Below are 25,224 nucleotides of genomic sequence, written 5' to 3' on the forward strand. Positions count from 1 at the left end.
TCGACTTCGCTCAGCCTGACAAAAAAGAACAAAACCTGAAACTTGAAACTTTTCACATCGCAATTGTCACCCTGAGCGACAAAGAAGAACAAAACTTGAAACCTGAAACTTGAAACAATAAAAACAAAAAACATTGAAACCGTCTAAACTTTTTATATTATTCTCTTTACTATTGTTGACTGTTTTTCAGCCATCAAATGCTGGTTTTTTAAAAGACAAAAAAGATTCTTTTTATTTCAAAAATGACAAACAGGAAATTGAAATTTTAGTTAAGAAATTGTACGAATGGGTAGAAACTAAAAATAGCAACAATGATTTCAATCCTCTTGCAAACAAAAAAGGAGACAAATACATTGGTTTAGATTTAAACTCACATAAAAAAAGATTGGAAGAATTGAAGAAAACCAATTTCTTTTCACAACAGTTTTTAGACAATTACAATAAAATTGCTCTGAGAATAGATTCTAATCTTAAAACTAAAAAAATAGAATGGCTTGAAGGAGATTTGCCTCCTTTTGGAAATGATGCCAATCCGTGGTGTAATTGTCAGGATTATCCCGATAATTATTGGAAAACTATGACGATTAATCATTTGAAGATTGAAAACGACAAAGCTTCTTTTGATTGGACTTGGTCGTGGAAAGGTGATTTTAAATACAAAGTGAAAACCGTTAAAGAAAACGGAGTTTGGAAAATAGCTTCTTTAGAAGGCTTTGATTTTAATGACTTCACTAAAATTTATTAGAAAAACATAAAACCGAAAAAACTTGAAATTCATAAAAAGTCTATATCTGAACAATTTCTTTTTCTATGTACTCATTGGCATTATAGGATTGTTTGTCTGCGCTTTTATTTTTCCCAATATGTATAATGCAGTTTGGCTGCTTGTTTTGGGTTTAATTACTTTTTTAGGACTTGATATTTTGCTTTTGTATGTGGCGAGAACAGGACTTGAAGCCGAAAGAATTACGCCAGAAAAATTATCAAATGGTGATTTAAATCCGATAAAAATTAATTTAAAAAACCATTATACTTTTCCCGTTTCGGTTAAAATTATTGATGAGATTCCGTTTCAATTTCAGGTTCGAGATTTCAAAATTGTAAAAACAATAAAAGCCGCGACGCAAAAAGAAATTGGTTATGATCTTCGCCCGACAGAACGCGGAGAATACCATTTTGGTTCTCTAAACATTTATGTTTCTTCGCCATTAAAACTCATTTCTAGAAGATTTATTTTTGATAAAGATCAAATGGTTCCGACCTACCCTTCTTATATTCAGTTAAGAAAATACGATTTGATTGCTTTTTCGAATAACTTATTTCAATACGGAATCAAAAAAATACGCCGAATCGGTCATACAATGGAGTTTGAACAGATTAAAGAATATGTTCAAGGCGACGATTTGCGAACTTTAAACTGGAAAGCAACTGCCAAAAGAAATTCATTGATGGTCAATCAGTTTCAAGACGAAAAATCACAATCCGTTTATATGGCAATTGACAAAGGGCGCGTAATGCAAATGCCTTTTGACGGATTAAGTTTATTGGATTATGCGATTAATTCGGCTTTGGTTTTATCCAATGTCATCCTGAAAAAGCAAGATAAAGCAGGGCTTTTTTCTTTTTCTAAAAAAGTAGAAAACAGAGTTTTTGCTGAAAGAAGAGGTTCGCAAATGCAGAAAATCCTAGAAACTTTGTACAATGTAAAAACCGATTTCTTCGAAAGTGATTACAGCAGATTGTATGTTGACATTAAGAAAAACATCAATCAGAGAAGTTTAATAATTCTGTACACCAATTTTGAAACCATGGACGGTTTAAATCGTCAATTACCTTATTTAAAAGGAATTGCCAAAAGCCATTTATTGGTTGTAGTTTTCTTTAGCAATACAGAATTGAACAGCATCATCAATAAAAAAACCACTACAATTCAGGAAGTTTATGATAAAGTAATTGCCGAAAAATTCATGTTTGAAAAACGTTTAATCGTAAACGAATTGAAGAAATACGGAATCCATTCTGTCTTAACACAACCTGAAAATCTTACGCTTGACGCCATTAATAAATATTTAGAAATTAAGTCTAGAGGGATTTTGTAAAAGTTCTAAATGTAAAGCGACCAATGCCCATTTAGAATTTTTGAGTTCATATATTTTCAACTTCTATTAAATTATAGTTACATTACGTCATACCGTAAAAATTGCTTTATTAAATTACTTAGTTTTGAATTGTATTTCAAATTAATAAGTAATGAAAAAAGCAATTTTAATTCTGCTAATTTTATTGAGCTGTAAATCTTTAGCCCAAAAAACAGAAAACATTATTATTATCACTACAGATGGTTTTAGATGGCAGGAAGTTTTTAAAGGCATTGATCCCACAATTGCCAATGACAAAAAATTCAATCAAGGAGACAGTGCCTACATTTATAAAAAATATAGCAATTCTGACATAAAAGAAGCTCGTAAAAAACTAATGCCTTTTTTCTGGTCTGAAATTGCTTCTAAAGGTCAGATTTATGGAAATCGAGATTTAGGAAACAAAGTTGATGTTGCCAATCCGTACTGGTTTAGCTATCCTGGTTACAGCGAAATCATGACTGGAAATGTAGATGTAAAAGTCAACTCAAACGGTTACAAAGCCAATCCAAATGTAAATGTTTTAGAATTTTTAAATCAACAATCTAAGCTGAAAGGCAAAGTTGCCGCTTTTGGCGCATGGGACGCTTTTGATCGAATTTTAAATGAAGAAAGAAGCGGATTTCCTGTAATTTCAGCCTTTGACAAGGTAGGCGGAAATAAACCAACAGCAGCTCAGCACTTATTAAATGAGATGCGTGACAACTCATATAAACCATTTCATATGGATGAATGCCTAGATGTTTTCACCCATTATCAGGCTTTGGATGAACTAAAAAATAAAAAGCCAAAAGTACTTTACATTGCATACGGAGAAACCGATGAGTGGGCGCATCATGGACAATATCGTTCGTATTTAGATGCAGCCAATCAAGTGGATAAATGGATTCAGGAAATCTGGAATTTTGTTCAAAATGATCCACAATACAAGAACAAAACTACTTTATTCATAACCGTAGATCACGGACGTGGAGACAAAGTAAAATCGCAATGGACAGATCACGGTTCTGATGTTCCTGGAGCTTCAGAAATTTGGTTTGCCTCAATGGGACCTGAAATCGCTCCAAAAGGCGAAATCAAAACAGAATCTCAATTCTACCAAAAGCAATTTGCTCAAACTTTAGCAAAATTGATGGGATATAATTTCAAAACCGATCATCCTGTAGAAACTGAGATTAAAGAAGTTTTTGAGAAATAGTTTTTTATAGCCACAAATTCACGAATTTTATTTTGATTATGAAACCAAATAATTCGTGAATTCGTGGCTATTTTAAATTATTGCGAGAAGAAAAAAACTCAGTAACTTAGCGCCTTAGAAACTTAGCATCTCAAAAAAAATGAAACAAATAACTTCAGTTCAAAATCCGTTTATCAAATCTTTGGTTTTACTTCAAGAAAAAGCCAAGGCCAGAAAACAAACCGGAACATTTTTGATTGAAGGACAACGCGAAATTTCATTAGCCATAAAAGGCGGTTATGAAATCGAAACAGTTCTATTTTTACCTGAATTAGTTTCAGAATCAGAAATCAATAAATTAATCCAATTTCCTTTTCAGATTATCGAAATCAATAGAGAAGTTTACCAAAAGTTGGCGTATCGCGACACTACAGAAGGTATTTTAGCCGTTGCCAAAACTAAATCTTTAAAATTATCTGATTTAAAACTATCTGATAATCCATTAATTTTGGTTGTAGAATCTTTAGAAAAACCTGGAAATATTGGTGCTGTTTTACGAACTGCAGATGCTGCCAATTTGGACGCAGTTTTGATCGCCAATCCAAAAAGCGATTTATACAATCCAAATATTGTCCGCTCGAGTGTTGGTTGCCTTTTTACGAATCAGATTGCAACTGGAACAACAGCAGAAATTATTGCTTTTTTGAAAGAAAAAAAGATCAATTTCTACAGTGCCACTTTACAAAATTCAACTTCATATCACACCCAGAATTTTACCACTCCAACCGCTTTAGTTGTGGGCACAGAAGCAACTGGTTTAACGCAAGAATGGCGTGACGAAGCAACACAAAATATCATTATTCCAATGCAGGGAGAAATTGATAGCATGAATGTTTCTGTCGCTGCCGCTATCTTAATTTTTGAAGCAAAAAGACAGAGAGGATTCTAATTTAAAAGGTATACAAGGAACAAATATGCAAAGGTTCTGAGGTTCAAATTAAAAGTCCTCAACTTCTAATTTTTAATCTTTAATTTTAATCAAAAAAAACGACTGCTTCAATGTTAGACTGAGACGAGTCGAAGCCTTATTCCTACATGGAAAATCTAAAATCTGCACTCTAAAATCAACAATCTAAAATCTTGTGTATGTTCAAACTAATTCTTATTTTTAGTACTTGAACTATGCCGTTATGACAGAAATAGATATCGAAAAAGAAAACAAAGCTATTGCGCAGGAATACAAGGAATTACTTCGAATAAGTTACCAAACTTTAACCCCAGCAGACAAAAAATTAATTAGAAAAGCATTTGATGTTGCTGTCGATGCGCACAAAGAGCAGAGACGTAAATCGGGCGAAGCTTATATCTTTCATCCTATTGCAGTTGCAAAAATTGTTGCCTCAGAAATTGGTCTGGGAGCGACCTCTATCGCTGCGGCTTTACTTCACGATGTTGTAGAAGATACGCCAATGACCGTTGAAGACATTGAGCGTTTGTTTAATCCTAAAGTGGCACAGCTGGTTGAAGGACTTACGAAAATCTCATTAGTTCAAAAAGATTTGAATGCTTCGATGCAGGCTGAGAATTTCAGAAAAATGATTCTGACCCTGAATGATGATGTTCGTGTAATTTTAATAAAACTAGCTGACCGTTTGCATAATATGCAGACAATGGATTCGATGGCGGAATACAAACAGACCAAAATCGCATCTGAAACTTTATACATTTATGCTCCTCTAGCCCACCGTTTGGGACTTTATAACATTAAAACCAAATTGGAGGATTTAGGATTAAAATATACTGAGCCTGCAGTCTATGATGACATTGTAAGCAAAATTCGCGAAACTAAAGAGCAGCAGGACGCATATATCAAAGACATTTCGGAGGTTTTGAAGAAATCTTTAGACAACGAAGGCATAGATTATATCATCAAAGGCCGACCAAAATCGATTTATTCTATTCGCCGAAAAATGCGTGCGCAAAACGTAACATTTGATGAAGTTTATGATAAGTTCGCACTTAGAATTGTGTACAAAGCCGATCCGCATGAAGAAAAATTCATAGCTTGGAAAATATATTCTATCGTAACAGACCATTATAGACCGAGTCCGAGCCGTTTGCGTGACTGGATTTCATCTCCAAAATCAACTGGTTATGAAGCCCTTCACATCACCGTTATGGGACCAAAAGGACGTTGGGTTGAAGTTCAGGTGCGAAGCGAGCGTATGGACGAAATCGCCGAAAAAGGTTACGCAGCTCATTACAAATATAAAAATGGAGCAACAGAAGAAAGCGGTTTGGACACATGGCTGAACTTACTACGTGAAGCTTTAGAAAACCCAGAAACCAATGCAGTTGATTTTGTGGAAGATTTCAAAATGAATTTGTATTCTAAAGAAATCTTCGTCTTTACTCCAAAAGGAGAAATTAAATCGTTGCCAAAAGGTGCCACTTCTCTTGATTTTGCTTTCAGTATTCACTCTGAAATTGGAATTAAAACTCGCGGAACTCGTGTAAACGGGCGTTTAGTCCCGTTGAATTATGAACTAAAAAGCGGTGATCAGGTCGAAGTAATTACTTCTCCAAACCAGAAACCAACGGTAAACTGGTTGGAATACGTAACAACTTCGAGAGCTAAAAATAAAATCAAAAACGTTCTGAACGAGAACACCAAAAAAATTGCAGAAGAAGGAAAAGAATTACTGGTTAGAAAATTAAAACACCTAAAAGTTACCTTTAACGAACAGGTTACAAACGAGTTAGTAAATTTCTTTAAACTAAAAACCAGTTTGGATTTATTTTATAGAGTTGGAATTGGTGCGATCGAAAATCAGCAGTTAAAAGATTATGCAGCGCAGAAAAGCAATTCGTTTATCAATTTCTTCAAAAATAAAATTAAACGAAATAAAGATACTGCAGCCGAAGATATTCATAAGCCAGTCATTAGCAGCAATTACGATATGCTTGTTTTTGGAACCGAACATGACAAGCTAGATTACAAACTTTCGCAATGCTGCAACCCTATTCCAGGTGATGACGTTTTTGGTTTTGTAACTATTAACGAAGGAATCAAAGTGCATAAAAAAGACTGTCCTAATGCAATTGGAATGCAGTCTAACTATGCTTACAGAATCATGAGTGCCAAATGGATCGATTCTTCACAAGAGGAATTTAAAGCCATTATCAATATTACAGGAATGGATGTTTTAGGACTTACCAACCAACTTACACGAGTAATTTCGAATAATATGAGCGTTAATATTCAAAGTATTTCTTTGAGTACAGACGCCGGAATTTTCCACGGTCAGATTGCGGTAATTGTAAAAAACAATACCATTTTGAAGAAAATGATCAATGCCATTAAGAAAATTGACGGGGTCGATAAGGTTACCAGAGAGTACAGAACCTAACTTTTTAGGGAAACTATAAGAATTTTGTAACGAAACTTTAAACCCGAAACTTTTATTCATTAAAAATAAAAAATTATCTTTGCCGGATATGACACTTATTTCAACTGACAACACTAAGAATCAAGAAATTGTAAAAAATGTTTTTACACTATATCTTGAACAAAAAGGGCATCGCAAAACTCCTGAGCGTTATGCTATACTTCAGGAAATTTACGATAGCGAGGAGCATTTTGATATCGAAAACCTTTATATCAAAATGAAAAACAAAAACTATCGTGTGAGTAGAGCTACTTTATACAACACGATTGAGTTATTGTTGGACTGCGCTTTGGTTAGAAAACATCAATTTGGACAAAATCAGGCTTACTACGAAAAATCATATTTTGATAAACAGCATGATCACATCATTATGACAGATTCGGGAGAAGTAATTGAATTTTGTGATCCAAGAATTCAAACCATCAAAAAGACTATCGAAGAAATTTTTGATATCGAAATTACAAATCATTCGCTTTATTTCTACGGAAACAAAAAGCAAAATTCAAATTCATAGTCTATTCAATTAGACTTTTTCAAAAAAATAAAAAAAGAAAATTAACTACATAATCAGTAGGACAACTTTGATTGTCCCAACGCAAATTAAAACAGAATGACCGTAGATTTATTACTAGGATTACAATGGGGAGATGAAGGTAAAGGAAAAATTGTAGACGTACTTACCTCAAATTATGATATTATTGCACGTTTTCAAGGAGGACCAAATGCAGGACATACATTAGAATTTGACGGAATTAAACACGTACTTAGAACAATCCCTTCTGGAATTTTTCATAAAAACTCAGTAAATGTTATCGGAAATGGTGTTGTAATTGATCCTGTAGTTTTTCAAAAAGAAATTGAAGGTTTAGAAAAATTCAACCTTGATATCAAAAGCAAATTAATCATTTCGAGAAAAGCACATTTAATTTTACCAACTCACCGTTTATTAGATGCTGCTTCTGAAGCTTCTAAAGGAAAAGCGAAAATTGGTTCTACTCTTAAAGGAATTGGACCAACTTACATGGACAAAACGGGTAGAAATGGTTTACGTGTTGGAGATATTGAATTAGAAGATTTTAAAGAGCGTTACAGAGCTTTGGCTGACAAACACGAAGCTATGATTGCTTTTTATGATGTTAACATCCAATACAATTTAGCTGAATTAGAAAAAGAATTCTTTGAAGCTATTGAAGAACTTAAAAAATTAGATTTCATCGACAGTGAAGAATACATGCACCAAGCTCAAAAAGCTGGAAAATCTATTCTTTGCGAAGGAGCTCAAGGATCTTTATTAGATGTTGATTTCGGAACTTATCCTTTCGTAACTTCATCAAACACTACTGCTGCTGGAGCTTGTACAGGTCTAGGAATTGCTCCTAACAAAATCAAAGAAGTTTACGGAATTTTCAAGGCTTACGTTACACGTGTTGGTAGCGGACCTTTCCCAACTGAACTTTTTGACGAAGTTGGCGCTACAATGGCAAAAGTAGGTAACGAATTTGGCTCTGTAACAGGAAGACAAAGACGTTGCGGATGGTTAGATCTTGTTGCTTTAAAATATGCAGTTCAAGTTAACGGAGTTACTCAGTTAATGATGATGAAAGGTGACGTTCTTTCTGGTTTCGAAACTTTAAAAGTTTGTACTGAATACAACTACAAAGGACAGAACATTTCTCACTTCCCTTATAACATTGAACCAGAAAATGTTACTCCAATTTACAAAGAGTTTAAAGGATGGAAGCAAGATTTAACAGGATTGACGACTTACGATCAATTGCCAATTGAGCTAAAAGAATATATTGAGTTTATTGAAAAAGAAATCGAAGTGCCAATCAAAATCGTATCGGTTGGACCAGATAGAAAACAAACAATAACAAAATAATACATTTAAACGCTCTGATTATCAGAGCGTTTTTTTTGACTATTACCGACATGAGAAAAAATCCAGAAATTGAGATCACAGAAACCAAATTGTTATCCGACAATTGGTATATATTAAACAAAGTTACTTTTAACTATAAAAAAGAAAATGAAAAAGTAGAATCACATATTCGTGAAGTTTATGACCGCGGAAATGGAGCTGGAATTTTACTATATAATTCAACAAAAAATACTGTTATTCTAACCAGACAATTTCGTTTGCCAACTTATCTTAACGGAAATAAAACGGGAATGATGATTGAAGTTTGCGCCGGTCTTTTGGACAAAGACAATGCAGAACAAGCTATAATTCGTGAGACAGAAGAAGAAACAGGCTATCGATTAAAAAAAGTTCAAAAAGTTATTGAAACGTATATGTCACCAGGTTCTGTAACAGAGATTTTGTATTTGTTTGTTGGCGAATATGACGAAAGCATGAAAGTAAGTTCTGGTGGTGGACTTGACGCAGAACAAGAAAACATCGAAGTTTTAGAATATACTTTTGATGAGGCTTACGCCATGATCGAATCTGGAGAAATTACTGATGCCAAAACTATTATGCTTTTGCAGCATGCAAAAATTAAAGGCTTGATTTAAAAGTTTTTTGAGTATTTTAGATTAATCAAAAAATCTAAAATGCTCAAATTCAAAATAGCTCTGGTTTTCTTTTTACCACTTTTTGTTTTTTCTCAAAACGAAAAATGGCCAGCAGAAAAACTCAAGCAAGATTTAACCATTTTTAAAGAAATAAGAGAAAATGCCAATTCTGGACTTTATAAATACAGAACAAAACAGCAGATTGACAGTATTTATTCTTGGGCTTTTTCGCAGATCAATACGCCCAAAAGCCTTATAGAATTTTATAAAATAGTTTTGCAGATTACCGATTTTGAAGGAAGCTTGCATAATGACACTACACTTCCTGAAGATTTTGAAAAGAAATACTCATCGGGAAATGTTTTCTTTCCTTTTCCTGTAAAACTCATTAATAATCAGCTGGTCGTTAATTTTGAAAATACGGAAATTCCGTTAGGCTCTCAAATTTATAGCATTAACGGAATCAAAACTTCAAAACTGCTTTCATCTTTCTACAAATACTACACCACCGACGGTTATAACATCACAGGGAAATCAATTGGAATTGGGAGTTCTTTTGCCAAATATTTTGAAATGGAATATGGTCCGCAAAAGAGATTTATAGTAGAATATTCGCTTCCAAATCAAACCAAAAGATTAAAAAAAACAGTTTCAGCTGTTTCAAACGAAATTCGAAAAGAGAATTTCAAAAATCGCCATTCACTTCCCATTGATAGTTTACAGTACAACCGTGCAAAGGATAAATATTCTTTTAAAATTATTTCTAATAATACAGCTTTACTTTCTGTCCATACTTTTGTAATTGGTCGAAATGCAAAACATAAAGAACATTTGGCTTACAAAAAATATTTGGATAGCTGTTTTAATTATCTTTCAAAAAACAATCAAATAAAGAATTTAATTGTTGATGTACGAAATAATGGGGGCGGAACAGATCCTAACGACATTGTTACTTTTTCTTATTTAGCAGAAAAACCGTTTCGCGAAAATGCATCTGCGTATATTAATTTCCAGGAAATTCCATTTGCTGAATATTTAGTTTATGAAGAAACGGAACCGCAGAAAAAACAGGAAGAAAAAAAGGATTTTGAAGATGAATTGAAAGAAGAATTTCCAAAGTCGGAAAACGGGAAATACATTCAAGACGAAAAATTCAACCCATTATTACAGGCTGAGAAAAACAGCTTTAAAGGTCAGATTTATTTATTGATAAGTCCGAGAATTGCTTCTGCTGGATCACTATTTGCTTCATTAGTTGCAGGAAACACTAAAGCAATTGTTATTGGAGAAGAAACCATGGGCGGTTATTTCGGCCATAATGGCCACACTCCTATTGAATACGAATTGCCCAATACCAAAATTAAAACACAATTTTCGATTGTAAATCTAGAACAAGATGTTCCTAAAAAGCCCAATCAGATTTTTGGAAGGGGCATAATTCCAGATTATGAAGTGAAGCAGACTTTTGAAGATTTTATGAAAAACAGAGATACGCAATTGGAATATACTTTGAAATTGATTGAGGAATAAATTGAATATTTTCGGAAATTTTTTTCATCGGAACACAATTTAAAATTCCTGAATACTCAAACAAAATTCTGATTATAAATCACTTAACTTTTAATTTTTCTAAAAACAATAGCTATATTACCAACACTTCAGAAGAAAAATGAGCTATTTGAAATTTCTAAATGAAAATCCCGAAACCAATTCAAAAAATTATGTAACCCTTTTCAGCTATCAGATGTATAACTTTATATTCATAAAAATACCAACCTATGAAAAAGTTATATTACACAGCAAACGCCCTACTGATTTTAATGTTAGTCTTATTAGGTTCTTGTAAAAAAACCGATACTATAACATTGACTGAAAATAAAAAAGAGAAAAAGAAAGTAATTGAATATAAAAAGCCAGAAACAGTTTCTTATCAAATTACAAATACAAAAGAATGGCTGAAACTAAATGAAGCTGACAGTTCTAAAATGGATATTGTTTACGCTTTAAACAGAACAGATAAAGCCAATTTTAAAAAACTGGATTCTGTTGTAATTCCAGCAGATTTTAGCGGAGATTTGGTTTATTATCTTCCATTTCCATTACACGTTTCTGCATTAGAAGAAGTTTCAAAAATTATCCTTTTTTCTTATCCTACGCAGAGCTTTGCCGCTTACGAAAACGGTGAATTGATGCGTACGGGTCCAACCAATATGGGAAGAAAAAAAGATCCTACTCCTACCGGATTATTTTTCACTAATTGGAAAGCAGAAAAAACAACCAGTACATTTAACGATGAGTGGGAACTAAAATGGAACTTTAATATTGAAAATAAACTAGGAGTTGGCTTTCATCAATACGATTTGCCAGGATATCCTGCTTCTCATTCTTGTTTGAGATTATTAGAAAAAGATGCCAAATATCTTTACACTTTTGCTGACGAATGGATTCTAAAAGACAAGGAAAATGTAAAAGTAAAAGGAACTCCAGTTGTAGTTTTTGGAAGTTATGATTTTGACGGGCCAAAACCTTGGCTAAAATTAGCATCAGATCCGGAAGCTCTAAATATTCCAGAATCTGAAATTGAAAATCAGGTAAAACCGTTTTTAAAAGAGATTTTAGAAAATCAAAATCTAAGAGAAGCCGAGCCTACAAAAACAATATAAATATACTCTCAATATAAAAATCAGCTTTATTTCAGCTGATTTTTTTTATTCTTGTCAATACCAAATGTAAATATTTGGCTAAAGCCCAACACTTAACCATTATGAACCTCCAGCTAAAGCTGGAGGCAATTCAAGACAAATTTGGCTTCTACAAATCAATTACTCTAAAACCAAACTATAAACAAAAACTTAGAAGCTTAGAATCTTAGCAAATCAAAAAAACAATTCATAAATAAGCGATCGTTCATTTATTATTTATATCTTTGTACCATAATTAATTAGAATTATGAGAACAAGAGATATTAATAAAGAAGAAATTGTAAAACAAAAAGCAATAGAAATGATCGTTAACCAAGGCATAGAAGGCTTTGGAATGAACCGTTTGGCAAAAGAATGCGGAATATCTGTTGCTACACTTTATATCTATTATTCAGACAAGGAAGATTTGATTCGCAAAATTGGAATCGAAATTGGCCAAAATTTCTTTGAAAAGATGTTTGATGGCTTCTCTACAAATATGTCTTTCAGAGACGGATTACGAAATCAATGGGAAAATCGTATTTATTTCAACCAAAATTTTACGCTACAGGCTAACTGTTTTGAACTGTTAAGGCATTCTACATATGGTGATGCAATCATACAAGAAGTGACGGGAGAATACAAACAAATGATGACTGAATTTATGCTGTCGGCAATTGAGAGAAAAGAACTTATCTCTGTTCCTTATGAAGTCTTTTGGAGCATTGCTTACGGTTCGCTTTATTCTCTTTTAGAATTTCACAGAGACGGAAAATCAATGTCTGGAAAATCTTTTGTTCTTAAAGAAGAAATTAAAAATGAAGCTTTTAATCTGGTTTTAAAAGCGTTGACTCCATAAATAAATCTCAAATTCCAAATTCCAAATTCTAAATTCCAAATTCCAATCTTGGAACCTAAAGGCAAACTCCAAAAACTAAATTCCAAAAACTAAACTCTCAATACTTTATCACTCTGTGCAAAGTCGTAGAGCAATTTCAATAATATTAATTTAAATAAAATGAAAACTTCAATTATAGAAAATAAAAAAATTGCCATTATTGGCGGCGGTCCAGTTGGACTTACTACAGCTAGAATTTTACAAATTAATGGTGCTGATGTCACAGTTTACGAAAGAGATATAAATGCTCAAGCTAGAACTTCGGGTGGAACTCTTGACATTCACTCAGATTCTGGCCAGTTTGCCATTCAGAAGGCAGGTTTAATGGATGAATTCTACAAATATGCTCGACCAACTGGAGAAAAAATGGCTGATATGGATGGAAACATAACCTCTGATGAAATGCCCGATGAAACCAACGCTTTTTCGCGTCCAGAAATTGACCGAAATGATCTGAGAAAAATTATGCTGGATAACCTTAAAGAAGGAACAGTTGTTTGGAACAGTCAACTGGTTAACATCGAAAAAACAGAAAATCAATATGTTTTAGAATTTAAAAACGGCACAAAAACAACCGCAGACTTTGTTATTGTTGCCAATGGAGGAAGATCAAACGCTAGAAAATTTGTCAGCGATCAAGAACCTCAGCTTTCTGGAACGTATATTATTCAGGGTGAAATTGTAAATCCTGACCAAGATTATCCTGAATTTAAGCCGAAATACGGAAACGGAAATGTGATGGCAATGGGCGAACACAAAATGTTTTATACGCATACGATGCGCGATGGTTCTGTACATTTTGGTGTTTCTTTTAAAGCTGACGAAGATTGGATTGCTAATCACGGAATCAACTTTGAAGATGACAAAGCTGTGATTGCTTTTTTAAATGAAACTTTTAAAAACTGGAACGATGATTACAAAAAATTCTTTGCTGCTTCGACTGAATTTTCTGGTTTGCCATTGCGTTTATTTTCTTTAGAAGAACCTTGGAAAGAACATTCAAACATTACGCTTGTTGGCGATGCAGCACATTTAATGCCTCCTTTTGCTGGCGAAGGCGTAAATATGGGATTGTTTGATGCTTTTCATCTAACGCAAAATTTAACAAACGGAAAATTTGAAACTATCGATGAAGCAATTGCCGATTACGAGAAAAAAATGTTTGGTTATGCATTAGAAGCACAGCGTATGACAAAGAAAATGGAAGATTTACTGCATTCTGATATTGTGACTGAAGATATTTTAAATAGTAGATTCTAATTAAAATGAGATAATAAAATTAAAAAAGGCGTAAGAATTAAATCTTACGCCTTTTTCTATAGGTTAATTGATTAATATTTCAATTTCATCTAACAAGAGCTGTTTTCTTTTTATTCCATAAAGCCTTTTCAATAAATTCAAAATACTAAATGGATTACTTCCTATCATTGAATAAAACACAGCCATATCTTCATAATTATGAACTGAAATTTTATATTTCGATTTTTCAGTTATCTGAAAACTAAAAAATTTCACAGCTCTATTTCCGTTTTTATAATCTCTAACTTTAAGACTTTCCTCTCTCAGTAATATCGATTCATTTCTTTTTAAATCAAGTATTTCAACAAAAAAATCATCATTAACCTGAACATCAAAACCTCCTAAAACGTAGATATCATAAAACCCATAATACAAATCAACTTCAAGAACATCTTTTAACTTGAATTGCAAATTCATTATGATTATCTAGAATAATTTGGAGCTTCTTTTGTAATTGTTACGTTATGCGGGTGACTTTCAGTAATTCCACTTGAAGTGATTCTTACGAAACGACCTGTTTCTTGTAAAGTAGGAATATCTTTTGAACCGCAATATCCCATACCTGCACGAAGACCTCCGATAAACTGAAGCATACTTTCGTTTAATTCACCTTTGTAAGGAACACGTCCAACAATTCCTTCTGGAACTAATTTTTTAACGTCGTCTTCAACATCTTGGAAATAACGATCTTTAGATCCTGTCTGCATCGCTTCAACAGATCCCATTCCGCGGTAAGATTTGAATTTTCTTCCTTCAAAAATAATAGTTTCTCCTGGAGATTCTTTTGTTCCTGCCAATAATGAACCTAACATTACACAGTCAGCACCTGCAGCGATAGCTTTAGGAATATCTCCGGTGTAACGAATTCCACCGTCAGCAATTACAGGAACTCCTGTTCCTTTGATTGCCGCAGCAACTTCTAAAACTGCTGAGAATTGAGGGAAACCAACACCTGCAACGATACGTGTTGTACAGATAGAACCAGGTCCGATTCCAACTTTTACTCCGTCTGCTCCATTTTCTACTAAATATTTAGCAGCTTCTGGAGTAGCGATGTTTCCAACTACTACGTCTATTTGAGGGAATTTTGCTTTTACTTCTTTTAATACATTTACAACACCTTCTGTGTGTCCGTGAGCTGTATCGATAATGATGGCATCTACACCAGCGGCAACTAAAGCTTCTGCTCTTTGAACAGCATCTCCAGTAACTCCAATTGCAGCAGCCACTCTTAAACGGCCAAAAGAATCTTTGTTTGCGATTGGCTTTTGAGTCAGTTTTGTAATATCTCTGAAAGTGATTAAACCAACTAATTCGTTTTTATCATTTACAACAGGTAATTTTTCAATTTTATGACCTTGTAAAACTACTTCTGCCTGCTCTAGTGAAGTTCCTTCAGAAACCGTAACTAAGTTTTGGCTTGTCATAACCTCAGCGATAGGTCTTGCTCCGTTTTTCTCGAAACGTAAGTCACGGTTTGTAACGATACCTTTTAAGATTTTATTTTCGTCAACGATTGGAATACCACCGATTCCGAATTCTTTCATAGCGTTTTTAGCGTCAGCAATTGTAGAGTTCATTGGTAAAGTTACCGGATCGATAATCATACCTGCTTCAGCACGTTTTACTTTTCGAACTTTTCCTGCTTGCTGTTCGATAGTCATATTTTTATGTAAAACACCAATTCCGCCTTCTTGCGCCATAGCAATTGCCATTGCGCTTTCTGTAACTGTATCCATCGCAGCTGATACAATTGGAACGTTTAATGTAATGTTTTTTGAGAATCTTGATTTAATGCTCACTTCGCGAGGAAGCACATTCGAGTAGTTAGGTACTAATAATACATCGTCGTAAGTTAAACCTTCGCCGATAATCTTGGAGTTGTGTGCTATCATGGTGCAATTTCTAGTTGAATTGCGTGCAAATATAGTGAATAAATTGCTAACTTGAATACTAACTTATTCATAAATTTGTATTTACAGGAAAAGTCTTTCAAATTAAAATTCCAATTTTTTAAATTCCAAATTCTAAGTTAGAACGAAAAAAAGCTTCGCTTTTTTAAGAGTTTGGAATTTGGAATTTAAAAAATTGGAATTTATCTATTCTCATTCTTTATCTTGAAACACAAAATTGATTCCGATCTGAAAGGCTGCACTGCTGGCTTTGGAGATGTCTTTATATTCTAATACGTTATTGGCTAGAGCATAAATATTTACTGGACCAATTGTTCCTGCGAGCCCTAAACCAATATTGGTATTTGAAAAAGTATCTAAGGTGTAAGTGGCTTTTAAATCTAATTTCTTAAAAATATTTCTTCTGTAAAAAGCTGTCAGAGCAAATAGAGGTGTTCGAGGGGCTGACATTGCAAAAAGCTGCGCTCCTACCGCATTTTTATAATATTTATTAACCTTTCCATGACAATTGTATTCGTCATCGGGGCGCGCTTCTCCAAAAGAATATTGAATGGAAGAATACAATTTTGTCGGACGCCAAGTAGTGTATTTATTATAAAGTGTATCTCTTGGTATGGCTTTATCAAATTCGTCAAAGACATTTTCTGGATCGTCTGAACCCAAAAAATCGGGATTAGCACCATTGTATTGATAAGTTCCTTTATACGTGATCGTTTCTATGTCTTTGGTTTGTCGCACAAAACCCAAATCTATAATACTTGCCGTTAGCTGCAAATTGTCTTTTATATAGTAGGTAATTCCAGCATCGACACCAAAACCTAGGCTTCCGTTAAAAAAGGTATTATTGGCAATATCACGCGCTATGTTTCCTTCGTATTCATCTTTTGTAAATTTTGCAATTCCAGAGGTTTTTAATTCTAAATTGGAAGAAATAATCTGGTTATAAAGGTTTGGAGTTCCAGGTTCTTGTCCTGTATAAATGTATCCCGAATTTTTTGTAGAAGTTGCATTTGCGCCACTTGAATAGATTTTGGCGCGTCCTCCGTAAACCAATTTATCATTGACTTTTTTATGAAAACCTACGTGAAAAACAGAAAGCACTTCTGCCTTCATATTTAAATCGCCTAGATTAAATGATTTTCCGATATAATTTCTATTTCCATCTAAAGCTAATAATGCAAGATCTTTTGGAACAAACATAAAAAAATCGAATTCCTGATATGCCCCAAATGAAATATAAGAACGGCTTTCTCTTCCTCCTATTCTAAATCCACCAGAAAATATTTCCAATTGCTGATTGGTTACAACTTTGTCATTACTGGAAGATTTATTGATGACGTTTCTGACTTTTTGATTAAAATCGACACCATCATTGGCGAATAAATCATAGGCCGAGAAACTGCTGGAGCCCACATTTGCTGAAATTCCAGATAAAACTGGAAATCCGAAATAATATTTATACGAAACATCCGCTCCAGGATTTACAAGAGAAGACTGCGGAATTGAAGTAAAGTTATATAAGAGTTCCTTGTTTTGGGCAAAACAAGATAAATGAAGAACCAAGCAAAAAATCAGTACCTTTCTCATTTAATTTCTAAATAAGCCGTTGCACTTGATCTTAATTTTAAATTTCCTTGACTCTCACTATTCAATGGAGGTCCCGCAGCAATTATTACGACAAAACCAATTTTCTGGGTTTGTTTTAAAAGATCTAATCGCGCGTTTTCGAAAACTTCTGTAGGGTATTTTATAACATTTGGAGCTCCTTTATAGGACGGAACTGTAAAAGATATGGTCTGTAAAACCTGATTTTGGTCGTTAAGCAAAAGCATGTTTAAAATGAAAGCACGATCTATATTATTTTCGACTTCAAAATCAAAATCAGCTCTTTTAAGACGTTCTGTAAAAAATTTGTTTTTAAAAATATCAAAATCTCTAGAATCATAGCCAATGTTAGTTCCTCCGTCGTCTACAAGTCTACTTGCTGGAATATCGAAATAAGCAAGGTTTGCGACAAATACAGGTTCTAGCTTAAAATCGTTTACTTGATCAAAATCTAAATCGCTTGAACAGGAAAACAATAAAAAGACTGAAAATAATATACCTGAAATTTTACTTAACGAACTTAATCTCATAAGAATAGTTATATCAATACTAAATGTAACGCATTATGTTTACATTCATTATCTAAGGTAAGAAAAATAACTATTTTTTAATGGAACTTTCCAAACAATTTTGAAGCTTCGTTATAAGCGCTCTCGAAACTAAGAGAATTAAGTCCTGTTGCTTTTTTATTGGCAGTAAAATACGAAATCAGTTTTTCTGTTGGCATGTTTCCTGTCAGTTTATCGGTCGCCATTGGACAACCACCAAAACCTTGAATCGCACCGTCAAAACGTGTACAGCCAGCTTTTGCTGCTGCGTCGATTTTTTCGAACCAGCTTTCTGGAGTTGTATGCAAATGCGCGCCAAACTCAATTTTAGGATATTTCGGAATCAAATCTGAAAACAAATAGGTAATGACTTCTGGCGTAGAAGTTCCTACAGTATCAGATAGCGACAAAATTTTCACGCCCATTCCGGCCAATTTTTCAGTCCATTCGCCTACAATTTCAACATTCCAAGGATCTCCATACGGATTTCCGAAACCCATAGAAAGATACGTAACCACTTCTTTGTTTTTCTTATCTGCCACTTCAAGAATTTCTTGAAGCGTAACCAAAGATTCTGCAATGGTTTTGTGTGTGTTACGCATCTGAAAGTTCTCTGAAATAGAAAACGGAAAGCCTAAATATTGAATCTGCTCATAGTTTGCAGCCGTTATGGCTCCTTGTGTATTGGCAATAATGGAAAGTAGTTTACTTGTGGTCTGCGAAAGATCTAATTGTGCCAAAACCTCAGCAGTATCCTGCATCTGCGGAATAGCTTTTGGAGAAACAAAACTTCCAAAATCGATAGTGTCAAAGCCAACTCTCAACAAAGCTTGTATATAAGTAACTTTATTTTTTGTTGGAATAAAGGTTTTGATACCCTGCATGGCATCTCTAGGACATTCAATGATTTTGATTTCTTTATTCAAAGCTTATTCTTTTGTAAAGGCTAAGTTAGTTTCTTTTTTAATGAAATAAAAGATAATTTTAGCTCAATCCGATTATTACTGAATATTGTAATAGCCAACAATATTACTTAAAAACGTAATATTTAAAAGTATTACCAAAAAGCGTAATAATCATTTTTATTACTTATATTTGTAATAGAAAGTTTATAATTTTTTAATTATATTTGAGTTATGACTAGTGTTATTACAGCAGACATTATAGGTTCGAGACAGCAATCTGAACATTGGGTTAACAATCTAAAGAAAATCTTAGCACCATTGGGCAATACGCCAAGTCAGTGGGAAATTTATCGTGGAGATGAATTTCAGATTGAAGTAACAAATCCAGAAGATGCATTGCTGACTGCAATTTTAATAAAAGCACAGTTAAGAGCTATAAAATCTGATGCTCGTATGAGTATTGGTTTTGGAGATAAAACGCATAATGCTGAAAGAATATCTGAAAGCAATGGTTCTGCTTTTATACATTCAGGAGAACTTTTTGAAACTTTAAAAAAACAAAAAGTCACATTAGCACTTCGAACCGGAAGTACTGATTTTGACGAAAAATTCAATTTAATGCTGCAACTGGCATTGACTTTTATGGATAGCTGGCTGGTACAGTCGGCAGAATTTGTGGCATTGGCAATAGAAAATCCAACTTTATCACAAGAAGAATTAGGACAAAAACTAGGCATAAATCAAGCTGCTGTGAGCCGAAGACAAAAACGCGCTCAGTTTGATCTAGTTATGAATTTAGATCGTTATTTTAGAACACAAATAAAACAACTTACAGCCCCATGATTTTATTTATAAAACTGCTTCTCGCTCATTTGTTAGGTGATTTTATCTGGCAGCCTAATTCTTGGGTCGCCAACAAGGAACTCAAAAAACATAAAAGCGTTTATTTGTATATTCATATCTTACTGCACGGAGTTTTAGCAGCAGTCTTAGCAGCCGAAATCAACTTTATACCTTATGCAGTTGTGATCGCTGTTACGCATGGAATTGTAGATTTAATCAAACTGAATTTCCAGAAACCTAAAACCAAACGCACTTGGTTTATAGTTGACCAAATCGCCCATGTTCTAATTTTAATTGGAATTGTACTTCTATACGAAAACAAGCCAATACCTGATTTTTGGAAAGATAATCAATTTTGGATTCTGCTTACCGGATTTTTATTGCTCACAAAACCAACCTCTATTTTTATAAAGACCATCATTTCAATCTGGGCACCAGAAAGCAAAAACAGCAATCAGGATAACTCACTAATTGCTGCTGGAAATTATATTGGTATTTTAGAACGCTTGTTTGTTTTCGGATTTATCTTAACCGGACATTTTGAAGCAATTGGATTTCTATTGGCCGCAAAATCTATTTTCAGATTCGGAGATTTAAAAGAAGCCAAAGACCGAAAACTGACCGAGTATGTTTTAATCGGCACTTTAATCAGTTTTGGAATTGCATTACTTGTCGGATTGGCCGTTCAGGCGTTGCTTTTACAATTGCTCTAAGACTTTTTTGTTGATTGCTTTTATCAATGCTGGACCTTCGTAAATAAAGCCCGTATACAATTGCACTAGACTTGCTCCTGCATTTAGTTTTTCAATCGCATCATCGGCAGAATGAATTCCTCCTACTCCAATAATCGGGAATGCTTTATTGCTTTTTTCTGAAAGGAAACGAATTACTTCTGTAGAACGTTTTGTTAATGGTTTTCCAGACAAACCTCCTGTTTCAGTTTTATTTGCTGATTGTAAACCTTCTCTAGAAATGGTAGTATTGGTTGCAATCACACCTGCGATCTGAGTGGTTTTTACAATATCAATAATATCTAATAACTGCTCATCTGTAAGGTCTGGAGCAATTTTTAAAAGAATAGGTTTTACTTTTTGTGTGCTTATTTTTTGCTTTTCGACATTTCTATTTTGCAATGTCTGCAATAAAGCTGTCAAAGGTTCTTTGTCTTGTAAAGCTCTTAAATTTGGCGTATTGGGCGAACTCACATTCACTACAAAATAATCTACATGATTAAAAAGTGCATCAAAACAAATGATATAATCTTTTACAGCATCTTCGTTATCGGTCACTTTATTCTTTCCGATATTTCCTCCAATCAAAACACCTGAGTTCTTTTTCAAACGCTCTACAGCTTCTAGAACACCTCCGTTATTAAATCCCATTCGGTTAATAATGGCTTGATCTTCTTTTAGACGGAATAAACGTTTTTTTGGATTCCCTTCTTGCCCAACTGGCGTTACAGTACCGATTTCGATAAAACCAAAACCAAAATCGCCCAGTTCTTTGTATAGTTTCGCATCTTTATCAAAACCAGCCGCAAGTCCAACGGGATTTTTGAATTTAATTCCGAAAACTTCTCTCTCTAATCGAGCATCTTTTACTTCATAAATCGATCTTATAATTGCCGAAACTCCAGGGATTTTTGAAATGAATTTTAAAAATGAGAAAGTAAAGTAATGTACTTTTTCTGGATCAAAACAAAAAAGTATCGGACGAATTATCAATTTATACATAAGAGTTGTGTTGTTGTTATTTTGGCTGCAAATTTAAATATTATAGTTTAAAAAGGTGCTTTTTTACAAAAAACAAATAATTTGATTTTTGTTTAATTATTTCATTTATAAATAAAACAATTCTAAAAAATTGACACTGGCTATTAATCAAAAACTTGTTTTTCATGTTGCAAATTATAAAATGAAACCATTTTGGCTTGTCGAAAATACTCTTTCAGATTTGACAATAGCTAATTTTGAGATAAACACATTCCAAAAAAAAGCTATTTCAAAACTTTAAAACCTATAAGCCTTAAAAAAAATCGAATTCAGAACAGACTAAAAGCTTCATTTTTCAGATTATTTACGCCAAAGTTCAAAGAGCACATCACAAGATCAATAACAATTAACAACTGTAATCATGAAAATCAATCTGCAATTCTTTCTAAAAAGTATTTTCACACTTATCCTTTGTTTTTCATTAAGTATAACTTCGAAGATCTTTGCTCAGGCAGATCCTCAGCAGGTTACTAAAGAAACTTTTAAGGGTAAAATGGCCTTAGACATTAGAGATTCTAAAAGCGATTGGAGTCCTTATTTGCCAAAAAAAGCGCCAGCAGGTGCTCCTAACATTTTATTTATTTTGTACGATGATACTGGTATGGCTGCATGGTCACCTTATGGAGGTGCCATAAATATGCCTACTATGCAAAAATTAGCAGATAACGGAATTACCTATTCACAATGGCATACAACGGCTTTATGTTCCCCAACACGTTCAACATTGCTTACTGGTCGTAACCATCATCTTAATGGAATGGCCGCTATTACTGAAACAGCAGATGGATATCCTGGAGCAAGCGGAAGAATCCCAAAACAAGCTGCAACAATTGGCCAGATTCTGCAGGACAATGGCTGGAGCACTTTTTGGATTGGAAAAGATCACAATGTACCGGAACAGGATATTGCAGCCGGAGGACCAAGAAGCACTTGGCCACTTCAAATGGGATTTGATCGTTTTTATGGTTTTCTTGGCGGAGAAACCAATCAATGGTATCCTGACTTAACAGAAGATAATCATTTTGTTGAACCGCCTGCAACTCCTGAAGAAGGCTATCATTTATCTAAAGATTTAGCCGATCATGCATTGCAATACCTTAAAGATCAACAAGCAACCAATCCTTCAAAACCATGGTATATGTGGTATTGTCCAGGAGCCAATCACGCTCCGCATCAAGCCCCGGAAGAATATATTGCAAAATACAAAGGTAAATTTGATGACGGTTACGATGCTTACCGTAAATGGGTTTTACCTCGTATGATTGCAAAAGGAGTATTGCCTCCGGGAACAAATTATGACAAATTCAATCCGATGCCTCCTGGAGTTGCCAATCCTGCCGACAATGTTTTGGATTGGAATAAATTGAGTGCTGATGAAAAAAAATTATTCTCAAGATTAGCTGAAGTTTATGCTGGTTTCTCTGAATATACAGACGCCCAAGTGGGAAGAATTATTGATTATCTTGAAAAAACAGGACAGCTTGAAAACACACTTGTCATTTATGCTGCCGATAATGGAGCTTCGGGAGAAGGCTCTGAAACTGGTTCTGTAAACGAGAACAAATTCTTTAACGGATATCCTGATGAGTTAAAAGAAAACTTAAAATATATTGACAAATTAGGAAGCCCAGATACTTATGAGCATTATCCAACAGGATGGGCAGCAGCATTTTCTACTCCGTTTAAAATGTTCAAAAGATACAGCCAATATGCTGGAGGAACTTGTGATCCATTGGTAATGTCATGGCCAAAAGGAATAAAAGCAAAAGGTGTGGTTCGTGATCAATTCCACCACTCCACTGATATTGTTCCAACTATCTTAGATGTATGCGGACTTGAAATGCCAAAAGAATATCGTGGCGTTGCTCAATATCCATTATCGGGAGTTTCTATGCGTTATACTTTTGATGCAGCTCCAAACACAAAAACACAAAAACACATTCAGTATTTTGCCATGTTAGGAAGCCGTGCTTTATGGAAAGATGGCTGGAAAGCTGTTGCACTACACGCTCCACTAGGCGGAAAAGGACATTTTGACAAAGATGAATGGGAGCTATACAATACAGACGTTGACAGATCTGAATCTAATAATTTAGCTAAAAAATATCCAGATAAATTAAAAGAGCTGATTAAAGACTGGAATGATGAAGCTGCCAAAAATTTGGTTTTACCACTTGACGACCGCTCAGCAATTGAAGTATTAGGAACAGAAAGACCTACCTCTGAACCGCCTCGTGACTTATATAAATATTATCCTGGAACTTCAGCAGTGCCAGAAGGAGTTGCTGTAAACGTTCGCGGAAGATCTTATAAAATCCTAGCCGATGTTGACGTTAAAGATGCGAAAGCTTCGGGCGTACTTTTTGCACACGGATCACGTTTTGGAGGACATACTTTATTTATAAAAGATGGCAAGCTAAATTATGTGTATAATTTCTTAGGAATTGCTCCTGAACAAAAATTCACTTCGAATGTGCCAATTACAACTGGAAAACATGTTTTTGGAATGGAATTTACTAGAGAAAAAGCAGGTCCGAATGGAGAATCTCTAGGTCAAATGAAACTTTACATAGATGGAAAAGAAGTTGCTTCTGGCCCAATGAGAACACAATCCGGTAAATTTACTCTTGCTGGAGACGGACTTTGTGTTGGATTTGACAGCGGTGATTCTGTTAGTAAAGAATACAAAACTCCAGGAACTTATAAAGGAGGCGAAATCATTGGCGTAGGTGTTAGTGTTGGAAAAGTTGAATATACTGACTTAAACAACGAAGCAAAAAGAGCTTTAGGAAGAGATTAAAAAAAACAAACAAAGAGGTATATTCGGTTGCTATTGTGCGACCGAAATACCTCTTTTCTTCTTTTAAATAAATGTATCATTAATAAAGAAGCCAAATGTATTACACCTATTTTAAGCCATATTTTCTTTTCTACTTCTGTCTATTACTTTTTTTCTCAACTAAAATTGTAGCACAAGAAAGCGAAGAAGAGAAATTCAAACCACATCATCAAATCGGAATTTCTATCAATCATGTTCATGTTTTTGAAGGCCGCGATGATGAAGGAAGTCGAGAAACTTTAACACTTCCTGCTTGGGGAATCGATTATACGTTTCAATTCCGCGAAAAATGGGCTATTGGCCTTCATACCGATTTTATTGTAGAAAAATTTAAAGTAGAAAAGGTTTATGCAAGCGAAGAAGACAAAGAAACCGTAGAAAGAAGTTATCCTATTGCCCCTGCTCTTATGGGAATTTATAAACCAAACGAACATTGGAGTTTTCTTTTGGGTTTTGGTGGCGAATTTGCGAAAGAAGAAGATTTTTTCCTTACCCGAGCTGGTGTAGAATATGGTTATGAACTTCCAAAAGGGTGGGAAATTTTTGGAACTGCGAGTTACGACTTTAAATGGAACGCATACGACAGCTGGGGAATCGGTTTAGGAATTGCAAAAAACTTTGGAGGAAAATAATTTATACA

General features: G+C 34.1%; 22 protein-coding genes. 16 read left to right on the forward strand and 6 right to left on the reverse strand.

Annotated features, from left to right (window positions below):
- Nucleotides 1-133: 133 nt before the first annotated feature.
- The 12 genes from BB050_RS01995 (at nt 134) to BB050_RS02050 (ending at nt 14,120) form a co-directional block, all read left to right on the forward strand.
- On the forward strand, nt 134-745 hold the full coding sequence (locus tag BB050_RS01995; RefSeq protein ID WP_066032415.1) for a DUF3828 domain-containing protein: 612 nt from the start codon (nt 134-136) through the stop codon (nt 743-745).
- A gap of 22 nt (nt 746-767) precedes the next feature.
- Nucleotides 768-2,099 carry a DUF58 domain-containing protein gene (locus BB050_RS02000; RefSeq protein ID WP_066032416.1) on the forward strand — a complete coding sequence of 444 codons (1,332 nt, stop codon included), beginning with the start codon at nt 768-770 and terminating at the stop codon, nt 2,097-2,099.
- A gap of 151 nt (nt 2,100-2,250) precedes the next feature.
- A complete protein-coding gene (locus tag BB050_RS02005; RefSeq protein ID WP_066032417.1) occupies nt 2,251-3,336 on the forward strand; it encodes an alkaline phosphatase family protein in 1,086 nt (361 codons plus the stop codon).
- Nucleotides 3,337-3,475: 139 nt separating this feature from the next.
- Entirely contained in the window at nt 3,476-4,264 is a 789-nt protein-coding gene (locus BB050_RS02010) for a TrmH family RNA methyltransferase (RefSeq protein WP_066032418.1), read from the forward strand.
- Between the two features lie 241 nt (nt 4,265-4,505).
- Nucleotides 4,506-6,725, forward strand: coding sequence for a RelA/SpoT family protein (locus BB050_RS02015; protein ID WP_008462217.1), 2,220 nt, complete (start codon nt 4,506-4,508; stop codon nt 6,723-6,725).
- An 88-nt stretch (nt 6,726-6,813) separates the two neighbouring features.
- A complete protein-coding gene (locus BB050_RS02020; RefSeq protein WP_008462215.1) occupies nt 6,814-7,278 on the forward strand; it encodes a Fur family transcriptional regulator in 465 nt (154 codons plus the stop codon).
- A gap of 96 nt (nt 7,279-7,374) precedes the next feature.
- Nucleotides 7,375-8,646 carry an adenylosuccinate synthase gene (locus BB050_RS02025; RefSeq protein WP_008462214.1) on the forward strand — a complete coding sequence of 424 codons (1,272 nt, stop codon included), beginning with the start codon at nt 7,375-7,377 and terminating at the stop codon, nt 8,644-8,646.
- A 50-nt stretch (nt 8,647-8,696) separates the two neighbouring features.
- Nucleotides 8,697-9,281, forward strand: coding sequence for an NUDIX domain-containing protein (locus tag BB050_RS02030; protein ID WP_066032419.1), 585 nt, complete (start codon nt 8,697-8,699; stop codon nt 9,279-9,281).
- A gap of 39 nt (nt 9,282-9,320) precedes the next feature.
- Nucleotides 9,321-10,811, forward strand: a complete 1,491-nt coding sequence (locus BB050_RS02035) for a S41 family peptidase (protein WP_066032420.1) — start codon at nt 9,321-9,323, stop codon at nt 10,809-10,811.
- A gap of 248 nt (nt 10,812-11,059) precedes the next feature.
- On the forward strand, nt 11,060-11,944 hold the full coding sequence (locus tag BB050_RS02040; protein ID WP_008462211.1) for a L,D-transpeptidase: 885 nt from the start codon (nt 11,060-11,062) through the stop codon (nt 11,942-11,944).
- A gap of 286 nt (nt 11,945-12,230) precedes the next feature.
- Entirely contained in the window at nt 12,231-12,821 is a 591-nt protein-coding gene (locus BB050_RS02045) for a TetR/AcrR family transcriptional regulator (protein WP_008462210.1), read from the forward strand.
- Nucleotides 12,822-12,980: 159 nt separating this feature from the next.
- Nucleotides 12,981-14,120, forward strand: a complete 1,140-nt coding sequence (locus BB050_RS02050) for an FAD-dependent oxidoreductase (RefSeq protein ID WP_066032421.1) — start codon at nt 12,981-12,983, stop codon at nt 14,118-14,120.
- A 63-nt stretch (nt 14,121-14,183) separates the two neighbouring features.
- Here BB050_RS02050 and BB050_RS02055 read toward each other — a convergent pair whose 3' ends face one another.
- From BB050_RS02055 to BB050_RS02075, 5 genes are all read right to left on the reverse strand, one after another.
- On the reverse strand, nt 14,184-14,576 hold the full coding sequence (locus BB050_RS02055) for a hypothetical protein (RefSeq protein WP_066032422.1): 393 nt from the start codon (nt 14,574-14,576) through the stop codon (nt 14,184-14,186).
- A gap of 5 nt (nt 14,577-14,581) precedes the next feature.
- Nucleotides 14,582-16,054, reverse strand: coding sequence for an IMP dehydrogenase (guaB, locus tag BB050_RS02060; protein ID WP_008462205.1), 1,473 nt, complete (start codon nt 16,052-16,054; stop codon nt 14,582-14,584).
- 210 nt (nt 16,055-16,264) lie between these two features.
- On the reverse strand, nt 16,265-17,659 hold the full coding sequence (locus tag BB050_RS02065; protein ID WP_066032423.1) for a DUF5723 family protein: 1,395 nt from the start codon (nt 17,657-17,659) through the stop codon (nt 16,265-16,267).
- A complete protein-coding gene (locus BB050_RS02070) occupies nt 17,656-18,207 on the reverse strand; it encodes a hypothetical protein (RefSeq protein ID WP_066032424.1) in 552 nt (183 codons plus the stop codon). The genes BB050_RS02065 and BB050_RS02070 overlap by 4 nt, the downstream gene beginning before the upstream one ends.
- A gap of 77 nt (nt 18,208-18,284) precedes the next feature.
- Nucleotides 18,285-19,151 carry a hydroxymethylglutaryl-CoA lyase gene (locus BB050_RS02075; protein ID WP_083219800.1) on the reverse strand — a complete coding sequence of 289 codons (867 nt, stop codon included), beginning with the start codon at nt 19,149-19,151 and terminating at the stop codon, nt 18,285-18,287.
- 210 nt (nt 19,152-19,361) lie between these two features.
- Between BB050_RS02075 and BB050_RS02080 the strand changes: the two genes are divergently transcribed.
- Nucleotides 19,362-19,973 (forward strand): hypothetical protein, encoded by a 612-nt coding sequence (locus tag BB050_RS02080; RefSeq protein ID WP_066032425.1) that lies wholly within the window; start codon nt 19,362-19,364, stop codon nt 19,971-19,973.
- Nucleotides 19,970-20,686, forward strand: a complete 717-nt coding sequence (locus BB050_RS02085; RefSeq protein ID WP_066032426.1) for a DUF3307 domain-containing protein — start codon at nt 19,970-19,972, stop codon at nt 20,684-20,686. Before BB050_RS02080 ends, BB050_RS02085 begins: the two co-directional genes overlap by 4 nt.
- Here BB050_RS02085 and BB050_RS02090 read toward each other — a convergent pair.
- Complete coding sequence (locus tag BB050_RS02090; RefSeq protein ID WP_066032427.1) at nt 20,672-21,706, reverse strand: quinone-dependent dihydroorotate dehydrogenase; 1,035 nt, start codon at nt 21,704-21,706, stop codon at nt 20,672-20,674. The genes BB050_RS02085 and BB050_RS02090 overlap by 15 nt on opposite strands.
- Nucleotides 21,707-22,106: 400 nt before the next feature.
- Here BB050_RS02090 and BB050_RS02095 point away from each other — a divergent pair, with 400 nt between their 5' ends.
- Both BB050_RS02095 and BB050_RS02100 read left to right on the forward strand, forming a co-directional pair.
- Nucleotides 22,107-24,545, forward strand: coding sequence for an arylsulfatase (locus tag BB050_RS02095; protein ID WP_083219801.1), 2,439 nt, complete (start codon nt 22,107-22,109; stop codon nt 24,543-24,545).
- A 95-nt stretch (nt 24,546-24,640) separates the two neighbouring features.
- The gene (locus BB050_RS02100; RefSeq protein ID WP_066032428.1) at nt 24,641-25,216 is read left to right on the forward strand and encodes a hypothetical protein; all 576 of its coding nucleotides are present in this window, start codon (nt 24,641-24,643) and stop codon (nt 25,214-25,216) included.
- Nucleotides 25,217-25,224: the final 8 nt, after the last annotated feature.

Origin of the sequence: Flavobacterium anhuiense (assembly GCF_001705175.1) — a bacterium.
Classification (GTDB): Bacteria; Bacteroidota; Bacteroidia; order Flavobacteriales; family Flavobacteriaceae; genus Flavobacterium; species Flavobacterium anhuiense.